This is a genomic window from Burkholderia sp. Bmkn7 (assembly GCF_041103175.1).
GTDB lineage: Bacteria > Pseudomonadota > Gammaproteobacteria > Burkholderiales > Burkholderiaceae > Burkholderia > Burkholderia cepacia.
The window spans coordinates 808018-823214 of record NZ_JBGCUH010000003.1 but is presented as its reverse complement, the minus strand read 5'-3'; the positions used below and the strand labels follow the sequence as shown (position 1 = coordinate 823214).

The window sequence follows — 15197 nt, the reverse complement described above, 5'->3', positions numbered from 1 at the left end:
GACCGTCACGCAGCCTCGTCGACGAAATCGATCAGCACCTTCATCGCACGCTGCCGGTCGCCGGCCAGTTCGAACGCGAGGTTCGCGTCGCGCATCGGGAACACGCGCGTGACGGCCGGCCGCAGGTCGACGCGCCCCGCATTGATGAGCTGCACCGCGAGCGCGAATTCCGCGTGAAAGCGGAACGAACCGCAGATCGACAGCTCCTTCGCGACCACGACGTTCTGCGGCAGGCTGACGTCGCCGCCGAGCCCGAGCTGCACGACGACCCCGCGCGGACGCATCACGTCCAGCCCGTCGCGCAGCGCGCGCGCATTGCCCGAACACTCGATCACCACGTCGAACGTGCCCTTGTCGGCGCTGTAGCGCTCGACCCATCCGGCGTCGGCCGCCGCGTTGATCGTGCGGTCGGCGCCGAGCGCGCTCGCCACTTCCAGCGGCGCCTCGACGACGTCGGTCGCGACGATCTCCGCCGCGCCGTGCACGCGCGCCGCCGCGACCGCGAGCACGCCGATCGGCCCGCAGCCCGACACGAGCACGCGCTTGCCGATCAGCGGGCCCGCGCGCGACACCGCGTGCAGCCCGACCGCGAACGGTTCGGCGAGCGCCGCGAGCGACATCGGCACGTGATCGGCGACCTTCACGCACTGCACCGCGTCGCACACGAGCGCGTTGCGGAATGCGCCCTGCACGTGCGGCATCCGCATCGCGCTGCCGTAGAAGCGCATGTCGAGGCACTGGTTCGGCAGCCCTTCGAGGCAGTAGCGGCACGCACCGCACGGCCGGCTCGGATTGACCGCGACGCGATCGCCGACCTTCACCGACGTCACGTCCGGCGCGACTTCCGCGACCGTGCCGGCAACCTCGTGGCCGAGCACCATCGGCTGCTGCAGCCGGATCGCACCGAAGCCGCCGTGCCGGAAGTAATGGAGATCGGAGCCGCAGATGCCGCCCATCGCGACCTCGACGCGCACCTGCCCCGGGCCGATCTCGCCCGCGTCCTGCTCTTCCACCCGCAGGTCGTTCGGCCCGTGGATCACGACACACATGCAACGCATACGCATGACAGCCTCCTCAGACGACCGGCGTGACCAGCGGCACGCCGGCGAAGTGCGCGGCAAGGTTGTCGCGCACCAGCCAGCCCATCGCCTGGCGCGTCTCGATCGTGCCGCTCGCATGGTGCGGCTGCAGCAGCACGTTCGGCAACGCGAGGAAACGCGGGTCGATGCGCGGCTCGTTCCAGAACACGTCGAGCGCCGCACCGGCGATCGCACCGCGCTCGAGCGCGTCGAGCAGCGCGGGTTCGTCGACGGTCGTGCCACGCGACACGTTCACCAGATAGCCTTGCGGCCCGAGTGCGTCGAGCACGGCGGCGCCGACGAGGTGACGCGTCGCCGGCCCGCCCGCGAGCGTGACGATCAGCAGGTCGCACCAGCCGGCCAGCTCGGCGAGGTCGCCGAAAAAGCGGTGCGGGCTGTCCGCGCACGGCGCGACGTCGAAGTAGCCGAGCTCGACGTCGAAGCCCGACAGCCGGCGCGCAACCGTCGAGCCGATCCGGCCGAAGCCGACCACGCCGACGCGCTTGCCATACAGCCGCGTGACGAGCGGCATGTCGCCGTCGCGCCAGGCGCCGGAACGCACGTACGCGTCGCCGGCGCCGATGCGACGCATCAGCGCGAGCGCGAGCCCGACACCGAGGTCGGCCACGTCGCCGGTCAGCACGTCGGGCGTGTTCGTCACGCGGATGCCGCGCTCGCGCGCGGCGGCCAGGTCGATCGCATCGGTGCCGACGCCGTAGCACGCGATGATCTCGAGCTTCGGCAGCGCGGCGATCAGCGCGGCATTCGCGCCGAGATCGCCGCGTGTCGCGATCGCGCGCACGCCGGCGCCGTGTTCGGCGAGGAACGCCGCGCGGTCGGTGGCTTCCCACAGCCGGTGGACGTCATAACCTGCCGACAGCCATGCGTCGTCCCACGGCTGGTAAGGGCCCGTCATCAGCAGTTCGGGCCGCTGGGTCGATTCGTGCGCCATCTGCGCTAGCTCCTGTCGATGTCAGTTGAATGCGAAGGCATGCCGGGCCGCGTCAGCCGCCCGGCCCGTTCATGCGTGCCGCGCGAGCGCATCGGCGCCCGGGGCCTGCGCCACCTGCGCCGCGTCGAGCGGATCGTCGAGATCGCGGTTCAGCGTTTCGGGCATCCGCGACGTCGTGAACAGCGTGATCAGCGTCAGCAGCACCAGGTACGCGGCGATCGGCACCCAGGCGCGCACGCCGGCCGCGTGATCGCCGCCGTGCAGCGCGATCACGGTCGCGATGATCGTCGCGCCGACGAGCGGTGCGATCCCGCCCGCGAGCACGGCCGACACTTCGCGCGAGAACGACACGCCCATGTAGCGATGGCGCGCGCCGAACAGTTCGGGCAGCAGCGCGGCCTGCGCGCCGAGCATCCCCCAGTTCGCGAAGCCCTGCGCGACCGAGATCGCGATCACGCTCGCGACCACGTTCCCCTGGCTGAAGATCCACCACACCGGGAACGCGAGCGCGAGCTGAAGCCACGCGAACGCGCGATACACGCGCACGCGGCCGAAGCGGTCGCTGAGCCGGCCCGCCAGCGGCACCGTACATGCGCCGACGGTCGCCGCGCACACCAGCGCGAGCGCGCCGATCGGCCCCTTCATGCCGATCACGCCCGCGAGATAGCTGACGGCGAGCGCCTGGTAGATCGACGAGCCGCCGTTCTCGGCCATCCGCAGGCCGATGCCGATCAGCAGCGAGCGCTTCGAATGCTGCACGGCGCTTTTCAGCGGATTCGCCGATACCTGCGCACGCTTCTCGAGCCGCACGAAGGTCGGCGACTCGTGCAGCCGCACGCGCATGTAGATCCCGACCGCGACGATCACCGCGCTGAACAGGAACGGCACGCGCCAGCCCCAGCCGTCGGTGACGCGGTCGAGGTTGGCGAGCAGCAGGAAATAGACCGCGGCCGCCAGCACCGTGCCGAGCTGGATGCCCAGGAACGGCAGCGACGCATAGAAGCCGCGCTTGCCGGGCGGCGCGTATTCGGTCATCAGCACCGCGGCGCCGGCCTGCTCGGCACCGGCACCGAGGCCCTGCAGGATGCGCAGCAGCACGAGCAGCCCGGGGGCCCAGTAGCCCGCCGTTTCGAAGGTCGGCAGCACGCCGATCAGCGTGCTTGCGACGCCCATCAGCAGCACCGTCGCCGTCAGCACGAACTTGCGGCCGATCCGGTCGCCGAGCACACCGAACACGACCCCGCCGAGCGGGCGCACCGCAAAGCCGACGAAGTAGGTGCCGAAGCTCGCGATCAGCCGCATCTCGGCGGTCTGCGCGGGAAAGAACAGCGGCCCGAAAACCAGCGCCGATGCGAGCGTGTACAACGCGAAATCGTAGTATTCGAGCGCGCTGCCGAGCGAGCAGGTCCATGCCGCGCGGTTGAGCTGCTTCGTGTCGACGCCGCGGCGCTCGACGGTCTCGCCCGGCGCAACGGACCCTGCATCGTGCCGCGCGGGCGGCGGGGAAATGCGATCCATCGTTGTCTCCTGTCTCCTGCCTTCCGTTCCGGAACCCGGCCGCGTACCGCGACCGGGACATCGGCCCGCTCGTGCGGCGGGCTCTTCTGGGAATTCGGATGCTGGCCGCGGCCGGCGCAACGGCGCTGCGCGCATGGCGCGCTCGCGCCGCCGCTCAGACGGCGCTGGTCAGGCCGCCGTCGACGAACAGCGTCTGGCCGTTCACGAAATCGGACGCGGCCGATGCGAGGAAGATCGCCGCCCCGCACAGCTCGTCGACGCGCCCCCAGCGGCCGGCCGGCGTGCGCTTGCACAGCCAGTCGGAGAACGCGGCGTCGTCGACCAGCGCGCGGTTGAGTTCGGTTTCGAAATAGCCGGGCGCGAGGCCGTTCGCCTGGATGCCGTGGCGCGCCCAATCGGCGCACATTCCTTTGGTCAGCATCCGCACCGCGCCCTTGGTCGCGGCATACGGCGCGATCGTCGGCCGCGCGAGCTCGCTCTGCACCGAGCAGATGTTGATGATCTTCCCGCGGCCGCGCGCGATCATGTGCCGCGCCACCGCCTGCGCGACGTTGAACACGCCGTCGAGGTTCACGCGCATCAGTGCCTGCCAGTCGTCGGGTTCGAATGCGTCGAGCGGCGCGCGGCGCTGGATGCCCGCGTTGTTCACGAGGATGTCGATCGCGCCGACGCGCGCCTCGAAATCGTCGATCGCCGCACGCACCTGCGCGTGCTCGGCGACGTCGAATACCGCGTAGTCGGCCGTGAAACCTTCCTCGCGCAGATGCCGCACGAGCGTCGCGGCCTTCTCCTCATTGCGATCGTTGATGACGATCGCCGCGCCGGCTTCGGCCAGCCCGCGGGCGAGCGTCAGCCCGATCCCGCGTCCGGAACCGGTAATCAATGCGCGGCGGCGGTCAAGGCGGAACCGTTCGAGCGCGTGAGTCATGCGTGTCTCCTCGTGCCAGTCGAGCCGGCGGCCCATCGCGGCCGGTCTCGCGTTGACGGTATCTTCGGCCGCCGGCCGGGCACCGCGCCAATGGTCTTTTTTGATCCGGTTATCATGAAATCTGATTACCGCCCACGCCTGCCCGCCGCCCATGGAACTCAAGCAATTGCGCGCCTTCGTCACGCTCGCGGAAGAACTGCATTTCGGGCGCGCCGCGCAACGCCTGTTCATCGTGCAACCCGCGCTGAGCATGCAGATCAAGGCGCTCGAAGAAGAACTCGGCGCACGCCTGTTCGAGCGCGACCGGCACAAGGTCGAACTGAGCGAGACGGGGCGCGTGTTCCTGCCCGAGGCACGCGCCACGCTGCAGCAGGCCGCGCGCGCGGAACAGATGGCGCGGCTGTCGAGCCGCGGCGAGATCGGCACGCTGCGGATCGCGTTCGTGTCGTCGGTGCTGCCCGCGCTGCTGCCGGCCGTGCTGCGCACGATGCGCGAGCGCTATCCGCTGATCACGCTCGAACTGAAGGACATGCCGACGCCCGACCAGGTCGCCGCGCTGCGCGACCGGCGGATCGATTTCGGGATGATCCGGCTGCCGGCCGCGTATGCGGGCATCGACACGCGCGTGGTGCTCGAGGAAGGCTTCGTCGTCGCGCTGCCGCTCGACCATCCGCTCGCCGCGCACGACGCCATCCCGCCGGCCGCGCTGCGCGGCCAGCCCGCGTTCGTGCTCGCGCGCCGCTACGCGCCGGGTTTTCACGACGACATGCTGCTCGCGCTGAGCCGCGCGGGCACGACGCTCGAGATCGCGCAGGAGTTCGGGGAGTTCACGACGATGCTCGCGCTCGTCGCGGCGGGGATGGGGATCGGGCTGATGCCGGCGGAGGCTGCCAGCGCGCTGCCGCCGAACGTGCTCGCGCGGCCGCTCGACCTGGCCGGGCACCGCACCGGTATCGGCCTCGCGTGGACCGATCTCGACAGCCCGCTGAAGCGCGCGTTCGTCGACGCGCTCGAACACGTGACGGCGAACGCCGGGCAATAAAAAACCCGGCCGGAAAACCGGGCCGGGCTCGTTCGCCACGCCGGCCGCCTTGCGGCGGCCGCGCAACGTGCGGGATTACTTCGCGTTCGCGAATGCGACAGCCGTATCCAGCATGCGGTTCGAGAAACCCCACTCGTTGTCGTACCAGCTCGACACCTTCACGAGGCGGCCCGACACCTTGGTCAGCGTTGCGTCGAACGTCGACGAAGCCGGGTTGTGGTTGAAGTCGATCGACACCAGCGGTGCGTCGTTGTAGCCGAGGATGCCCTTCAGCGCGCCTTCCGATGCTTCCTTCATGATCGCGTTGACTTCCTCGACCGTCGTGTCGCGCTTCGCGATGAACGACAGGTCGACGATCGACACGTTGATCGTCGGGACGCGGATCGCGTAACCGTCGAGCTTGCCGTTCAGTTCCGGCAGCACGAGGCCGACGGCCGAAGCCGCACCCGTCTTCGTCGGGATCTGGCTGTGGGTAGCCGAACGCGCGCGGCGCAGGTCTTCGTGATAGACGTCCGTCAGCACCTGGTCGTTGGTGTAAGCGTGGATCGTCGTCATCAGGCCGGTTTCGAGGCCGATCTTGTCGTTCAGCGGCTTGACGAGCGGCGCGAGGCAGTTCGTCGTGCACGATGCGTTCGAGATGACGGTGTGCTCGGCCTTCAGCACGTCGTGGTTCACGCCGTAGACGATCGTCGCGTCGACGTCCTTGCCGCCCGGTGCCGAGATGATGACCTTCTTCGCGCCGCCCTTCAGGTGCGCGCTCGCCTTTTCCTTCGTCGTGAAGAAGCCCGTGCATTCCATCACGACGTCGACGCCCAGCTCGCCCCACGGCAGTTCTGCCGGGTTGCGGTTCGCCAGCACGCGGATCTTGTCGCCGTTCACGACGAGGTAATCGCCGTCGACCGACACTTCGCCCGGGAACTTGCCGTGCGCGGTGTCGTACTGGGTCAGGTGCGCGTTGGTCTTCGCATCGCCCAGGTCGTTGATCGCGACGATCTCGAGATCGTGCTTCTTGCCGTTTTCATAGAACGCGCGCAGCGTGTTGCGGCCGATACGGCCGTAGCCGTTGATTGCGACGCGAATCGTCATGGTCTATCTCCTGATGGCTGAAAAAATTCGTTTCGTGCAGCTTCACGTGCGACGCGCGCGAGGGGTGGCGCGCGTCGCGTATGTCTTTAGGCCAGCACGGCCTTGGCGGTCTCGACGACGTGCTCGACGGTGAAGCCGAAGTACTTGAACAGTACGCCGGCCGGTGCCGATTCGCCGAACGTGTCGATCCCGACGACGCCGCCCTCGAGGCCGACGTACTTGTGCCAGAACGACGTCACGCCCGCTTCGATCGCGACACGGCGCACGCCGTGCGGCAGCACGCGTTCACGGTATTCGGCGTCCTGGCGGTCGAACACGTTGGTCGACGGCATCGACACGACGCGTGCCGCGATGCCTTGCTGCGCGAGCGGCTCGACAGCCTTCATCGCGAGCTCGACTTCCGAGCCCGTCGCGATCAGGATGATCTTGCGCGCGACGATCTCTTCGTCCCAGTCCTTCAGCACGTAGCCGCCCTTCTCGATGTTCGCGATCTGCGCATCGGTACGCGGGTTGAATGCCAGGTTCTGGCGGCTGAAGATCAGGCTCGACGGACGGTCGGCGGCGACCGCGTGGGTCCACGCGACGGCCGTCTCGACCGTGTCGGCCGGACGCCACACGTCGTGGTTCGGGATCAGGCGCAGGCTCGACACGTGCTCGATCGACTGGTGCGTCGGGCCGTCTTCGCCGAGGCCGATCGAATCGTGCGTGAACACGAAGATCGACGGCACCTTCATCAGCGCGGCCACGCGCAGCGCGTTGCGGCTGTAGTCGGAGAACGTCAGGAACGTGCCGCCGAACGGCTTGTGGCCGCCGTGCAGCGCAAGGCCGTTGATCGCGGCGCTCATGCCGAATTCGCGCACGCCGTAGTTGATGTGGTTGCCCAGCACGACGCCCGGGCCTTCCGGATTCGCGCGGACGGCCTTCGACGCCTTCCAGTTGGTCAGGTTCGAGCCGGTCAGGTCGGCCGAGCCGCCGAGCAGCTCCGGCAGCGCGGCAGCCAGCCCTTCGATCGCCTGCTGCGACGCCTTGCGGGTCGCGACCGTCTCGGCGCGCTCGTTCGCGCCGGCGATGATCGCCGCAGCCTTTTCAGCCCAGTCGGCCGGCAGCTTGTTGGCCATCCGGCGCTCGAATTCGGCGGCTTCTGCCGGGAACTTCGCGCGATAGGCGGCGAACGTCGCGTCCCATTCGGTTTCGGCGCGCTTGCCGGCTTCCTTCGCATCCCATGCCGCGTAGACTTCCTGCGGGATCACGAACGGCTCCCACTTCCAGCCGAGCGCTTCGCGCGTCTTCGCGATTTCTTCCGCGCCGAGTGCCGCGCCGTGCACGTCGTGGCCGCCGGCCTTGGTCGCCGCGCCCTGGCCGATCACCGTCTTGCAGCAGATCAGCGTCGGCTTGTCCGACAGCTTCGCCTTCGCGATGGCCGCGTCGACCGCGTCGACGTCATGGCCGTTCACGTTCGGGATCACGTTCCAGCCGTACGCTTCGAAGCGCTTCGGGGTGTCGTCGTGGAACCAGTTCACGACGTCGCCGTCGATCGAGATGCCGTTGTCGTCGTACAGCGCGATCAGCTTGTTCAGCTTCAGCGTGCCGGCGAGCGAGCAGGCTTCGTGCGAGATGCCTTCCATCAGGCAGCCGTCGCCGAGGAACACGTACGTGTGGTGATCGACGATCTTCGCGCCGTCACGGTTGAACTCGTCGGCCATCAGCGCTTCGCCGAGCGCCATGCCGACCGCGTTCGCGAGACCCTGGCCGAGCGGGCCGGTGGTCGTCTCGACGCCCGGCGTGATGCCGTATTCCGGGTGGCCCGGCGTCTTCGAGTGCAGCTGGCGGAAGTTCTTCAGCTCTTCGATCGGCAGGTCGTAGCCGGTCAGGTGCAGCAGCGAGTACAGCAGCATCGAGCCATGGCCGTTCGACAGCACGAAGCGGTCGCGGTCGGCCCAGTGCGGGTTCGTCGGGTTGTGCTTCAGGTGGCGCGACCAGAGCGCGACGCCGATTTCGGCCATGCCCATCGGCATGCCGGGGTGGCCGGAGTTCGCTTGCTGGACGGCGTCCATCGCGAGCGCGCGGATCGCGTTGGCCATCAGGGTGGTAGAGGCGGGAGACGAAGTCGTCATGTCGAGTCCGGAGAACGAGTCGAGGAAACGGGGCACGGCGGCATCCGGAAGCTCGGGCGTCGATCGTTCCCGGCGCGCGGTGCGGCGCCTGACGGACGCGAAGCGGACGGAGCCTACGGACGAGGCTGCAAAGCTCGTCATTTTAACAGATGGCCTGACATTTCCCTTGTCGGCGCGTAGTGTTCCGGCACGGTTTTCCGTCAAACCGCCCGCCTCCTATAATTCAGACGTCGGAACTCCCTGCCCTGGCGGCCCGCCCGTGAGCACGACCCTTCTTTTTCATCCCACGCCCGACGCCACGTACGGCTTCCCGAACGCCCGTCGGCTCGCGCACGTCGCGTCGCCGCACCAGCAGATCGAAGTCTGGGAAACGCCGCAGCTCGGCCGCCTGTTTACGCTGGACGGCCGGCCGATGACGTCGGTCGGCGACGAATACGTGTACCACGAGTGCATGACGCACCCGGCCGCGCTCGCGCATCCGTGCCCGAGGAAGGCGCTCGTGCTCGGCGGCGGCGACGGCGGCGCCGCGCGCCAGTTGCTCAAGCACGCATGCATCGAGCGGATCGTCGTCGCGGAGCTCGACGACGAAGTGGTCGGCATGGCGCGCCGTTATCTCGACGACGTGCACCAGGGCGCGCTCGACGACCCGCGCGTCGAGGTCGTGATCGGCGACGCCGCGCATTTCGTCACGTCGACCGTCGAGCACTTCGATCTCGTCGTGTTCGACCTCACGCCGCCCGATTCGCCGGCGGCCGGCCTCTACACGCGCGAGTTCTATGCGCGGCTCAAGCGGATCCTGACGCCGCGCGGCGCGATCTCGATGCACCTCGGCTCGCCGCTGTTCCACGCGGCGCGCATCGCCGCGCTGCTCGACGACCTGCGCGCGAGCTTCTCGGTCGTCGATCCGTTGTCCGCGCACGTGCCGCTATACGGCTCGCAGTGGCTGATGGCGATCGCGAGCGACACGCTCGATGCGGCGGCGCTGTTCGCGCACGACGTCGACGAACGGCTCGCGGCCCGCCGCGTCCAGGGTTTGCGCTACTACGACGCCCGGCTGCATGCGTCCCTCTTTGCCCTGCCGCGCGCGCTGCGCGATACACTGGGCGTTCGCCGCTGAGCGTCGGCGCGGCCGCCTCGCTTTCTCGTCGGGTCTTCGCAAAATGCGTGACGTGCAGCACCGGGGCGAGTCGCCCCGGACGCCGCGCCGCCCCCTGAACGAACGCCGAAGCATGGAATCAGCGCACGCGCCGAAGCGCCCACACAGGAGATTTTCATGACCGATCCACGTCCGGCCAACGTGCCTTGGTTGACACCCTACCTGGCCGTACGCAACGCGCGCGCGGCCATCGATTTCTTCAAGGCCGCATTCGGCTTCGAGCTGCGCGACGTGCACGACGAGGACGGCGCGATCATGCACGTCGAGATGGCCTACCGCGGCCAGCTGATCGTGATGTTCGCGCCCGAGGGTGCGTTCGGCTCGACCGCACTCACGCCGAAGAGCGCGAACGCCACCGCGCCGCAGTCGTTCTACCTGTATGTCGACGACGTCGACGCCACCTGGCAGCGCGCGCTCGACGCGGGCGCGAAATCGCTGAGCCCGCCGCAGGATCAGTTCTGGGGCGACCGGTTCGCGCAGATCGAGGATCTCGACGGCTACCGATGGGCGCTCGGGCGCCGTCTCGACGCATGACCCCAACCGCTACACGCATGAACGAAGCCACCACCACCGCGGCCGTGCCGCGCTTTTTCGTCGACGCGGCACTGCGCGCCGACGCCACGCTCGCGTTGCCGGCCGAGGTCGCACGCCACGCTCAGGTGCTGCGCCTGCAGCCCGGCGACGTGCTCGCGCTGTTCGACGGCACGGGCGGCCAGTACCGCGCGCGGCTCGTCGAGATCGACAAGCGCAGCGCGCTCGCACAGATCGACACGTTCGAGCCGGCCGAAGCCGAGCCGCCTTATCGCGTGACACTCGCGCAAGGCATCGCCGGCGGCGACAAGATGGACTGGGTGATCGAGAAAGCCGTCGAGCTCGGCGTTGCCGCGGTCGTGCCGCTGTCGACCGCGCGCGGCGTCGTGAAGCTCGCCGGCGAGCGCGCGGACAAGCGTGTCGCGCACTGGCGCGGCGTCGTGCGCGCGTCGTGCGAACAATGCGGGCGCAACCGCGTGCCCGACGTCGCGCAGGTCACCGGCTTCAACGCGTGGCTCGATACGCTGCCGGCCGCACCGGCCGACGGCGAACTGCGGCTGCTGTTGTCGCCGCGCGCGAGCATCCCGTTCGCGTCGCTGCCCGACGCGCCGCCTGCGGCAACCGTCACGCTGCTGATCGGGCCGGAAGGCGGGCTGTCGCCGGACGAGGAAAACGCGGCCCGCGCACGCGGGTTCACCGCGCTGTCGCTCGGGCCCCGCGTGCTGCGCACCGAGACGGCCGGTGCGGCGGTGCTCGCGGCGCTCGCGGCGCGCTGGGGCGGGTGGTGATGGCGATGCGCGGCCGGGCACGCGCCGCGGCATGACGACGGCGCACGGCGACGCGGGTCAGCGCGCCACGCTCAACGGCTCGATATCGATGACGGGGGAAGTCTTGAGCGCCGACGCCAGCGCGTCGAGGTTGTCCGCGTCGAGCGCGAGCGCCGGCCCGGTGATCCGCAGCGTCCGGGCCGGTGGTGTCGCCCGGATCGCCTTGAGCAGCGGGCCGCGATAGCGCAGGTTCATCATCTGTACCGCCGGCACGATGCCGATCGGCCGGCCGTCATGCTGGAACGTGGCCGCGTCCACCGTGTCGTTCCAGCCCTGGATGAAGCCGCCGGCGTCGATCCGCGTGTTCAGGTCGATCCATTGCTGCTTCTTCGCGTCCGCGCTGTCGTCCGACGCCCGCAGCGCGTCGGCCGCGCGGCTCACGTCGGCATCGTGCTTCGCGCGCCATGCCATGTAGCCGAGCGCGAACACCATGTTGTCCGGCAGGATGTCGTCGGCCTCCACGACGTCGAACAGGCGCCGCGGCGCCTGGTTCGCGACGAACGCCGGCGTCAGGATCCACGCGCTCCCGTTGCGCAACGCGCCGGTCGTCCTGCCGAGCGCGGGCTCGCCGCTGTCGACCGCGATGCGCGTCAGCAGGCCGGCCTCGACCAGCTCGTCCAGTTGCGCCGCCAGCGCCGGCGACGCGTGAATCGCGCGGGCCACCGCAGCATACTGGCCTGGCGTCGAGCGCGTGCGCAGATCGGCGAGCAGCCGCTCGACGGCCACGTGCGCCGCCGGCGAACCCGGCAACGAGGCCGGTTCGGCGGCACTCGCCCCCGCCACGGCCGCGCCGCACACCGCAACAACCACCGCGGCAACCCGCATCCCTCGTGTGAGGATTCCCATCGTTCACTCCCCGTTCGAATGCGCGGCACGCCGGCCATGTGCAGCGGCCGCGATCAAGCCGCTTACTTGCCGGCTTCGCCGCCCGCCGAGCCGATCGGATCCAGCAGTGCGTCGACCAGCGGCGACAGCACGTCACCCGGAGAGCCCGTGAGCCAGCCCTTCTCGTTCGTGCCGTAGAGATCGACCTGCCCCGTCACGGTGTGGCCCATCGGCGCCTCGTCGTAGATGTGCGCCATGCCGGAGAAAAACTCGGCGAGGAAGGCCGTCCGGGCCTTGTCGGTTTTCAGGCGCGGGTTGCCCAGCTTCTCCTTCAGCGCCTTCACGCCGGGCCCCACGTCCACGACACGGCACGAAAAATCGACCGTCGCGATGGATTCGCCCTCCACATACTCGTTCGGCTTCTGCGTCGAACCGGTCGCCTTGCATTCGGAACGGGCCAGCACATGCTGATACGACGTGATCGACGCGCTGACCGGTGCGCGCAACGCCGCGCGAGACCTGGCCGGCATCTTCGACAGCAGCGCGGCGATCATGTTGTCGCGCATCGTGTCGCCGAGCTTCGGGATGGCCGCGACGTCGAGCGCGTCCTTGCCTTTGAAGCGCGTGCGCATTGCATCGTTGAACTGCACCGCCTTGGCGACGTCGCCGTTGACGAAGGTACCGAGATACAGATCGGTGGTCTGCTCGGGCGTCAGCACCGCCGCGTGCGCGGCACCGGCCGCGACGAGCGCGGACAGCACGGCCGCCCGCGCGGCCTGGAACAACGGAAAACGCGCGCCGCGGCGCGCATGAAGGGTAACGTTCATCGGTCGGGTCATGTCGGTGTCGAATCGATCGGGCCGGCGCGGCGGCCTCATTGCTGGCTGGCGGCGATCGCCGCGACGACCGGGCCGGACAGCGCGTCGACGACGGGCTTCAGCAGGCTTTCGGGGCTGTCGGTCGTCCAGCCCTTGCTGTCCGAACCGACCATCTCCACCTGCCCCGTGATGCGCCGGCTGACCGGTGCGTCGTTAAATGCCCGCGCCAGGCCCGTGTATATCGTTTTGGCCGCCGCGAAGCGCTGCGGGTCGGTTTTCGCGCTCGCGCGCGCTTTCATGGCCTCGTCTCCCGGCGGCGTGACGTCGGCCACCTTGCACTCGAAACTGACCGTGACACGGTCCTGCCCATTCCCGCCTGCGCCCGGCGTGCGCTTTACACCGGTGGCGTTGCATTGCGAGCGCCGCAACGCGCCCGTGTACGCGACCACCATCGAGTCGAGCGACGGCGCCAGCGCCTCGCGCCCGGATTCCGACAGCATCGCCATCACCTGCCCGAGCATCTGTTCACGCATGTCGCCGTACATGTCGGCCGGCAACAACATGTTCCGGGCATCCTTCGGATCGGCGCTCGCACGCACCGAGTCGTTGAATTGCTCGACCTTGGCCGCGTCGTTGTTGACGATGGCGCCCAGATAAATGTCGACGGTCTGTTCGGGTGTGAGTGGCGCGGCCTGCGCGGCCAGCGGGATGCCGAGCGACAGGGCGCACGCGGCCAGCGCGTGCACGAGCGGACGGCGCGCACGGGCGGGCGCCGCGAATCGGGTAGCGGTCATGGGAAACGGCCCTCTCTCGAATGATTGGTGTTGTGCGCCCGGCCGCGGCGGCCGGGCCGATCGATTGTCGCGGAAAAAAGTGCGCGATGAAAGGTCTTTGTCGGGCCGGACGCCGCCCACGCATCACGCGCGGACGCAAAAAAGCCCGCTCGAAGCGGGCTTTTGACGGAGGCTCGCCGGATCGGCCGTTGGCCGCCCCGTGCTTACGCGAACGAGTAGAACACGCGGAACGCGACCTTGCGCTCGGCCCAGAACTCGGCCGCCTCGCGGAACACGTCGAGCAGCGTCTCGCGCCCTTCCTTGTCGAATTTCTGCGCGATCGGCAGCCCTTCGAGGACGATCACGAAACCGGGCTGCGCGCCGGCCTTCGCGACGAGGTCGGTCAGGCAGTCGTACAGCGCGTCGTAGTTCTTCCCGAAATGCTTCGGGAACAGGAACGACGTCGCGATCGTTTCCATCACTTCCTGCTTCGACTGCGCGGCGCCGCAATACGCATACAGGAAATGCTGGCCGAGCCGGCCGGCTTCGTCGGCAAGATCCTGCACGCGGAACGCGCGGATCGACTGCACGAGATTGGGTCGCACGGTCGTGAAAAGGCTCATAGGCTCCTCGTTCGATGAAAGCCCGGGCTCGGCTTCCTGTTGCTCCGGCGTGCCGCCGGCCTGCGCCGCCGCGTGCAGTTGAATCACGCGCTGAAACAGATTGCCGTCGCCGGCCGCGAACAGTTCCGCCGCCGCCGTTTCGTGCGCGTAGATGGAGTCGCTCATGCCATTCGTCCCGAAGTCATTCAACAATACGTTTAAAACTGTTGTAGTGGTCGCCCGTGTAATAACAGTTGTCGATCCGGCGCAACGGCCCGCCACAGACGATCCGGCGCGCGCCGCGATTGCGGGCACGCGGCGTCGGTACCGTGTACTCATGGTAGTAGCCGCGCTTCGCTTTTGGCAGGATCCGCTCGCGGTTGCCAAACACGACGCCGTCTTTCTCGTACGGATAGGGGCCGCCAGCGCCGATCAGGCCCAGCGTGGTCACGGCCTCGCGCGGAAGACTGGCGGTCGGGATCGTATCGAGCCCGCTCGCCGCGACGTCGGCCGCAACGGCCTCCCGTGCGTAAGCGGCGGAAACCAGACTGCCCGTCGGCGTGCCGACGATACCCATCGCGAACATCGCGAAGACGGACGCGAGCGCGCCGTTGCGGAGCCACTTGCGTGCCATGAACCAGGGTTCCCGCTGTTAAATCAAGTAGTTGACGACCAACAAAGGCGTTAGCGTAGCGTTATTGTCCGCGCGAATCAATGTCCGTTTGGGAATCGAAAGCATCGCGATGCCCGGAACGGCGCATTTTTTACCGAAATTACACTACATTTATCTTACACAGGATAAAATAAAGACGGCATCGCTCGTATGGCAAGACCTGCCTCCTTGCCACGCTCGCTACCAGGAGTGGAGGGATGCTGCTGTTGCCTTGAGGGAAGCGCGTTTGCGCCCTGCCCGCGGCGTGCCCTTTGCGGGCACGCCTCTTTTTGC

At 68.6% G+C, this 15197-nt stretch carries 15 protein-coding genes; 4 read left to right on the top strand and 11 right to left on the bottom strand.

Features of this window, described 5'->3' with window-relative positions; translation table 11 throughout:
- Positions 1-5: 5 nt before the first annotated feature.
- The 4 genes from AB3K92_RS25290 to AB3K92_RS25275 form a co-directional block, all read right to left on the bottom strand.
- Positions 6-1064: an L-idonate 5-dehydrogenase gene (locus AB3K92_RS25290; RefSeq protein ID WP_369466044.1), complete on the bottom strand. Its 1059-nt coding sequence runs from the start codon at positions 1062-1064 to the stop codon at positions 6-8.
- Between the two features lie 10 nt (positions 1065-1074).
- Entirely contained in the window at positions 1075-2031 is a 957-nt protein-coding gene (locus AB3K92_RS25285; protein ID WP_369466043.1) for a 2-hydroxyacid dehydrogenase, read from the bottom strand.
- Between the two features lie 69 nt (positions 2032-2100).
- Positions 2101-3549, bottom strand: a complete 1449-nt coding sequence (locus AB3K92_RS25280; protein ID WP_060304876.1) for an MFS transporter — start codon at positions 3547-3549, stop codon at positions 2101-2103.
- 154 nt (positions 3550-3703) lie between these two features.
- Positions 3704-4477: an SDR family NAD(P)-dependent oxidoreductase gene (locus AB3K92_RS25275; protein ID WP_111998926.1), complete on the bottom strand. Its 774-nt coding sequence runs from the start codon at positions 4475-4477 to the stop codon at positions 3704-3706.
- A 151-nt stretch (positions 4478-4628) separates the two neighbouring features.
- On the opposite strand from AB3K92_RS25275, the gene AB3K92_RS25270 reads away from it, so the two are divergent.
- Positions 4629-5519 (top strand): LysR substrate-binding domain-containing protein, encoded by an 891-nt coding sequence (locus AB3K92_RS25270; protein ID WP_021159274.1) that lies wholly within the window; start codon positions 4629-4631, stop codon positions 5517-5519.
- Positions 5520-5594: 75 nt separating this feature from the next.
- Here AB3K92_RS25270 and gap read toward each other — a convergent pair whose 3' ends face one another.
- Together gap and tkt are read right to left on the bottom strand one after the other, a co-directional pair.
- Positions 5595-6605: a type I glyceraldehyde-3-phosphate dehydrogenase gene (gap, locus tag AB3K92_RS25265; RefSeq protein ID WP_006485712.1), complete on the bottom strand. Its 1011-nt coding sequence runs from the start codon at positions 6603-6605 to the stop codon at positions 5595-5597.
- Between the two features lie 86 nt (positions 6606-6691).
- Positions 6692-8719, bottom strand: coding sequence for a transketolase (tkt, locus tag AB3K92_RS25260; RefSeq protein WP_048026127.1), 2028 nt, complete (start codon positions 8717-8719; stop codon positions 6692-6694).
- A 259-nt stretch (positions 8720-8978) separates the two neighbouring features.
- On the opposite strand from tkt, the gene speE reads away from it, so the two are divergent.
- From speE to AB3K92_RS25245, 3 genes are all read left to right on the top strand, one after another.
- The gene (gene speE / locus AB3K92_RS25255) at positions 8979-9836 is read left to right on the top strand and encodes a polyamine aminopropyltransferase (RefSeq protein WP_021159272.1); all 858 of its coding nucleotides are present in this window, start codon (positions 8979-8981) and stop codon (positions 9834-9836) included.
- Positions 9837-9992: 156 nt separating this feature from the next.
- Positions 9993-10409, top strand: a complete 417-nt coding sequence (locus tag AB3K92_RS25250) for a glyoxalase/bleomycin resistance/extradiol dioxygenase family protein (protein ID WP_021159271.1) — start codon at positions 9993-9995, stop codon at positions 10407-10409.
- 17 nt (positions 10410-10426) lie between these two features.
- Entirely contained in the window at positions 10427-11194 is a 768-nt protein-coding gene (locus tag AB3K92_RS25245; RefSeq protein ID WP_059818229.1) for a 16S rRNA (uracil(1498)-N(3))-methyltransferase, read from the top strand.
- 57 nt (positions 11195-11251) lie between these two features.
- Here AB3K92_RS25245 and AB3K92_RS25240 read toward each other — a convergent pair whose 3' ends face one another.
- The 5 genes from AB3K92_RS25240 to AB3K92_RS25220 all read right to left on the bottom strand — a co-directional run bounded on the left by AB3K92_RS25240 (position 11252) and on the right by AB3K92_RS25220 (position 14885).
- Positions 11252-12079 carry a hypothetical protein gene (locus AB3K92_RS25240; RefSeq protein WP_369466042.1) on the bottom strand — a complete coding sequence of 276 codons (828 nt, stop codon included), beginning with the start codon at positions 12077-12079 and terminating at the stop codon, positions 11252-11254.
- 62 nt (positions 12080-12141) lie between these two features.
- The gene (locus AB3K92_RS25235; RefSeq protein ID WP_369466041.1) at positions 12142-12885 is read right to left on the bottom strand and encodes a hypothetical protein; all 744 of its coding nucleotides are present in this window, start codon (positions 12883-12885) and stop codon (positions 12142-12144) included.
- A gap of 47 nt (positions 12886-12932) precedes the next feature.
- A complete protein-coding gene (locus AB3K92_RS25230) occupies positions 12933-13622 on the bottom strand; it encodes a hypothetical protein (protein ID WP_124590439.1) in 690 nt (229 codons plus the stop codon).
- Positions 13623-13873: 251 nt separating this feature from the next.
- Positions 13874-14437 carry a barstar family protein gene (locus AB3K92_RS25225; protein WP_021159266.1) on the bottom strand — a complete coding sequence of 188 codons (564 nt, stop codon included), beginning with the start codon at positions 14435-14437 and terminating at the stop codon, positions 13874-13876.
- Between the two features lie 16 nt (positions 14438-14453).
- Complete coding sequence (locus AB3K92_RS25220) at positions 14454-14885, bottom strand: ribonuclease domain-containing protein (RefSeq protein ID WP_021159265.1); 432 nt, start codon at positions 14883-14885, stop codon at positions 14454-14456.
- Positions 14886-15197 lie beyond the last annotated feature (312 nt).

Coding starts and splice junctions, on each gene's coding strand:
- gap (WP_006485712.1), bottom strand. CDS start 6,605: ATGACGATTCGCGTCGCAATCAACGGCTACGGCCGTATCGGCCGCAAC.
- AB3K92_RS25240 (WP_369466042.1), bottom strand. CDS start 12,079: ATGGGAATCCTCACACGAGGGATGCGGGTTGCCGCGGTGGTTGTTGCG.
- AB3K92_RS25245 (WP_059818229.1), top strand. CDS start 10,427: ATGAACGAAGCCACCACCACCGCGGCCGTGCCGCGCTTTTTCGTCGAC.
- AB3K92_RS25270 (WP_021159274.1), top strand. CDS start 4,629: ATGGAACTCAAGCAATTGCGCGCCTTCGTCACGCTCGCGGAAGAACTG.
- AB3K92_RS25235 (WP_369466041.1), bottom strand. CDS start 12,885: ATGAACGTTACCCTTCATGCGCGCCGCGGCGCGCGTTTTCCGTTGTTC.
- AB3K92_RS25290 (WP_369466044.1), bottom strand. CDS start 1,064: ATGCGTATGCGTTGCATGTGTGTCGTGATCCACGGGCCGAACGACCTG.
- AB3K92_RS25225 (WP_021159266.1), bottom strand. CDS start 14,437: ATGAGCGACTCCATCTACGCGCACGAAACGGCGGCGGCGGAACTGTTC.
- AB3K92_RS25220 (WP_021159265.1), bottom strand. CDS start 14,885: ATGGCACGCAAGTGGCTCCGCAACGGCGCGCTCGCGTCCGTCTTCGCG.
- AB3K92_RS25285 (WP_369466043.1), bottom strand. CDS start 2,031: ATGGCGCACGAATCGACCCAGCGGCCCGAACTGCTGATGACGGGCCCT.
- AB3K92_RS25280 (WP_060304876.1), bottom strand. CDS start 3,549: ATGGATCGCATTTCCCCGCCGCCCGCGCGGCACGATGCAGGGTCCGTT.
- AB3K92_RS25275 (WP_111998926.1), bottom strand. CDS start 4,477: ATGACTCACGCGCTCGAACGGTTCCGCCTTGACCGCCGCCGCGCATTG.
- tkt (WP_048026127.1), bottom strand. CDS start 8,719: ATGACGACTTCGTCTCCCGCCTCTACCACCCTGATGGCCAACGCGATC.
- AB3K92_RS25250 (WP_021159271.1), top strand. CDS start 9,993: ATGACCGATCCACGTCCGGCCAACGTGCCTTGGTTGACACCCTACCTG.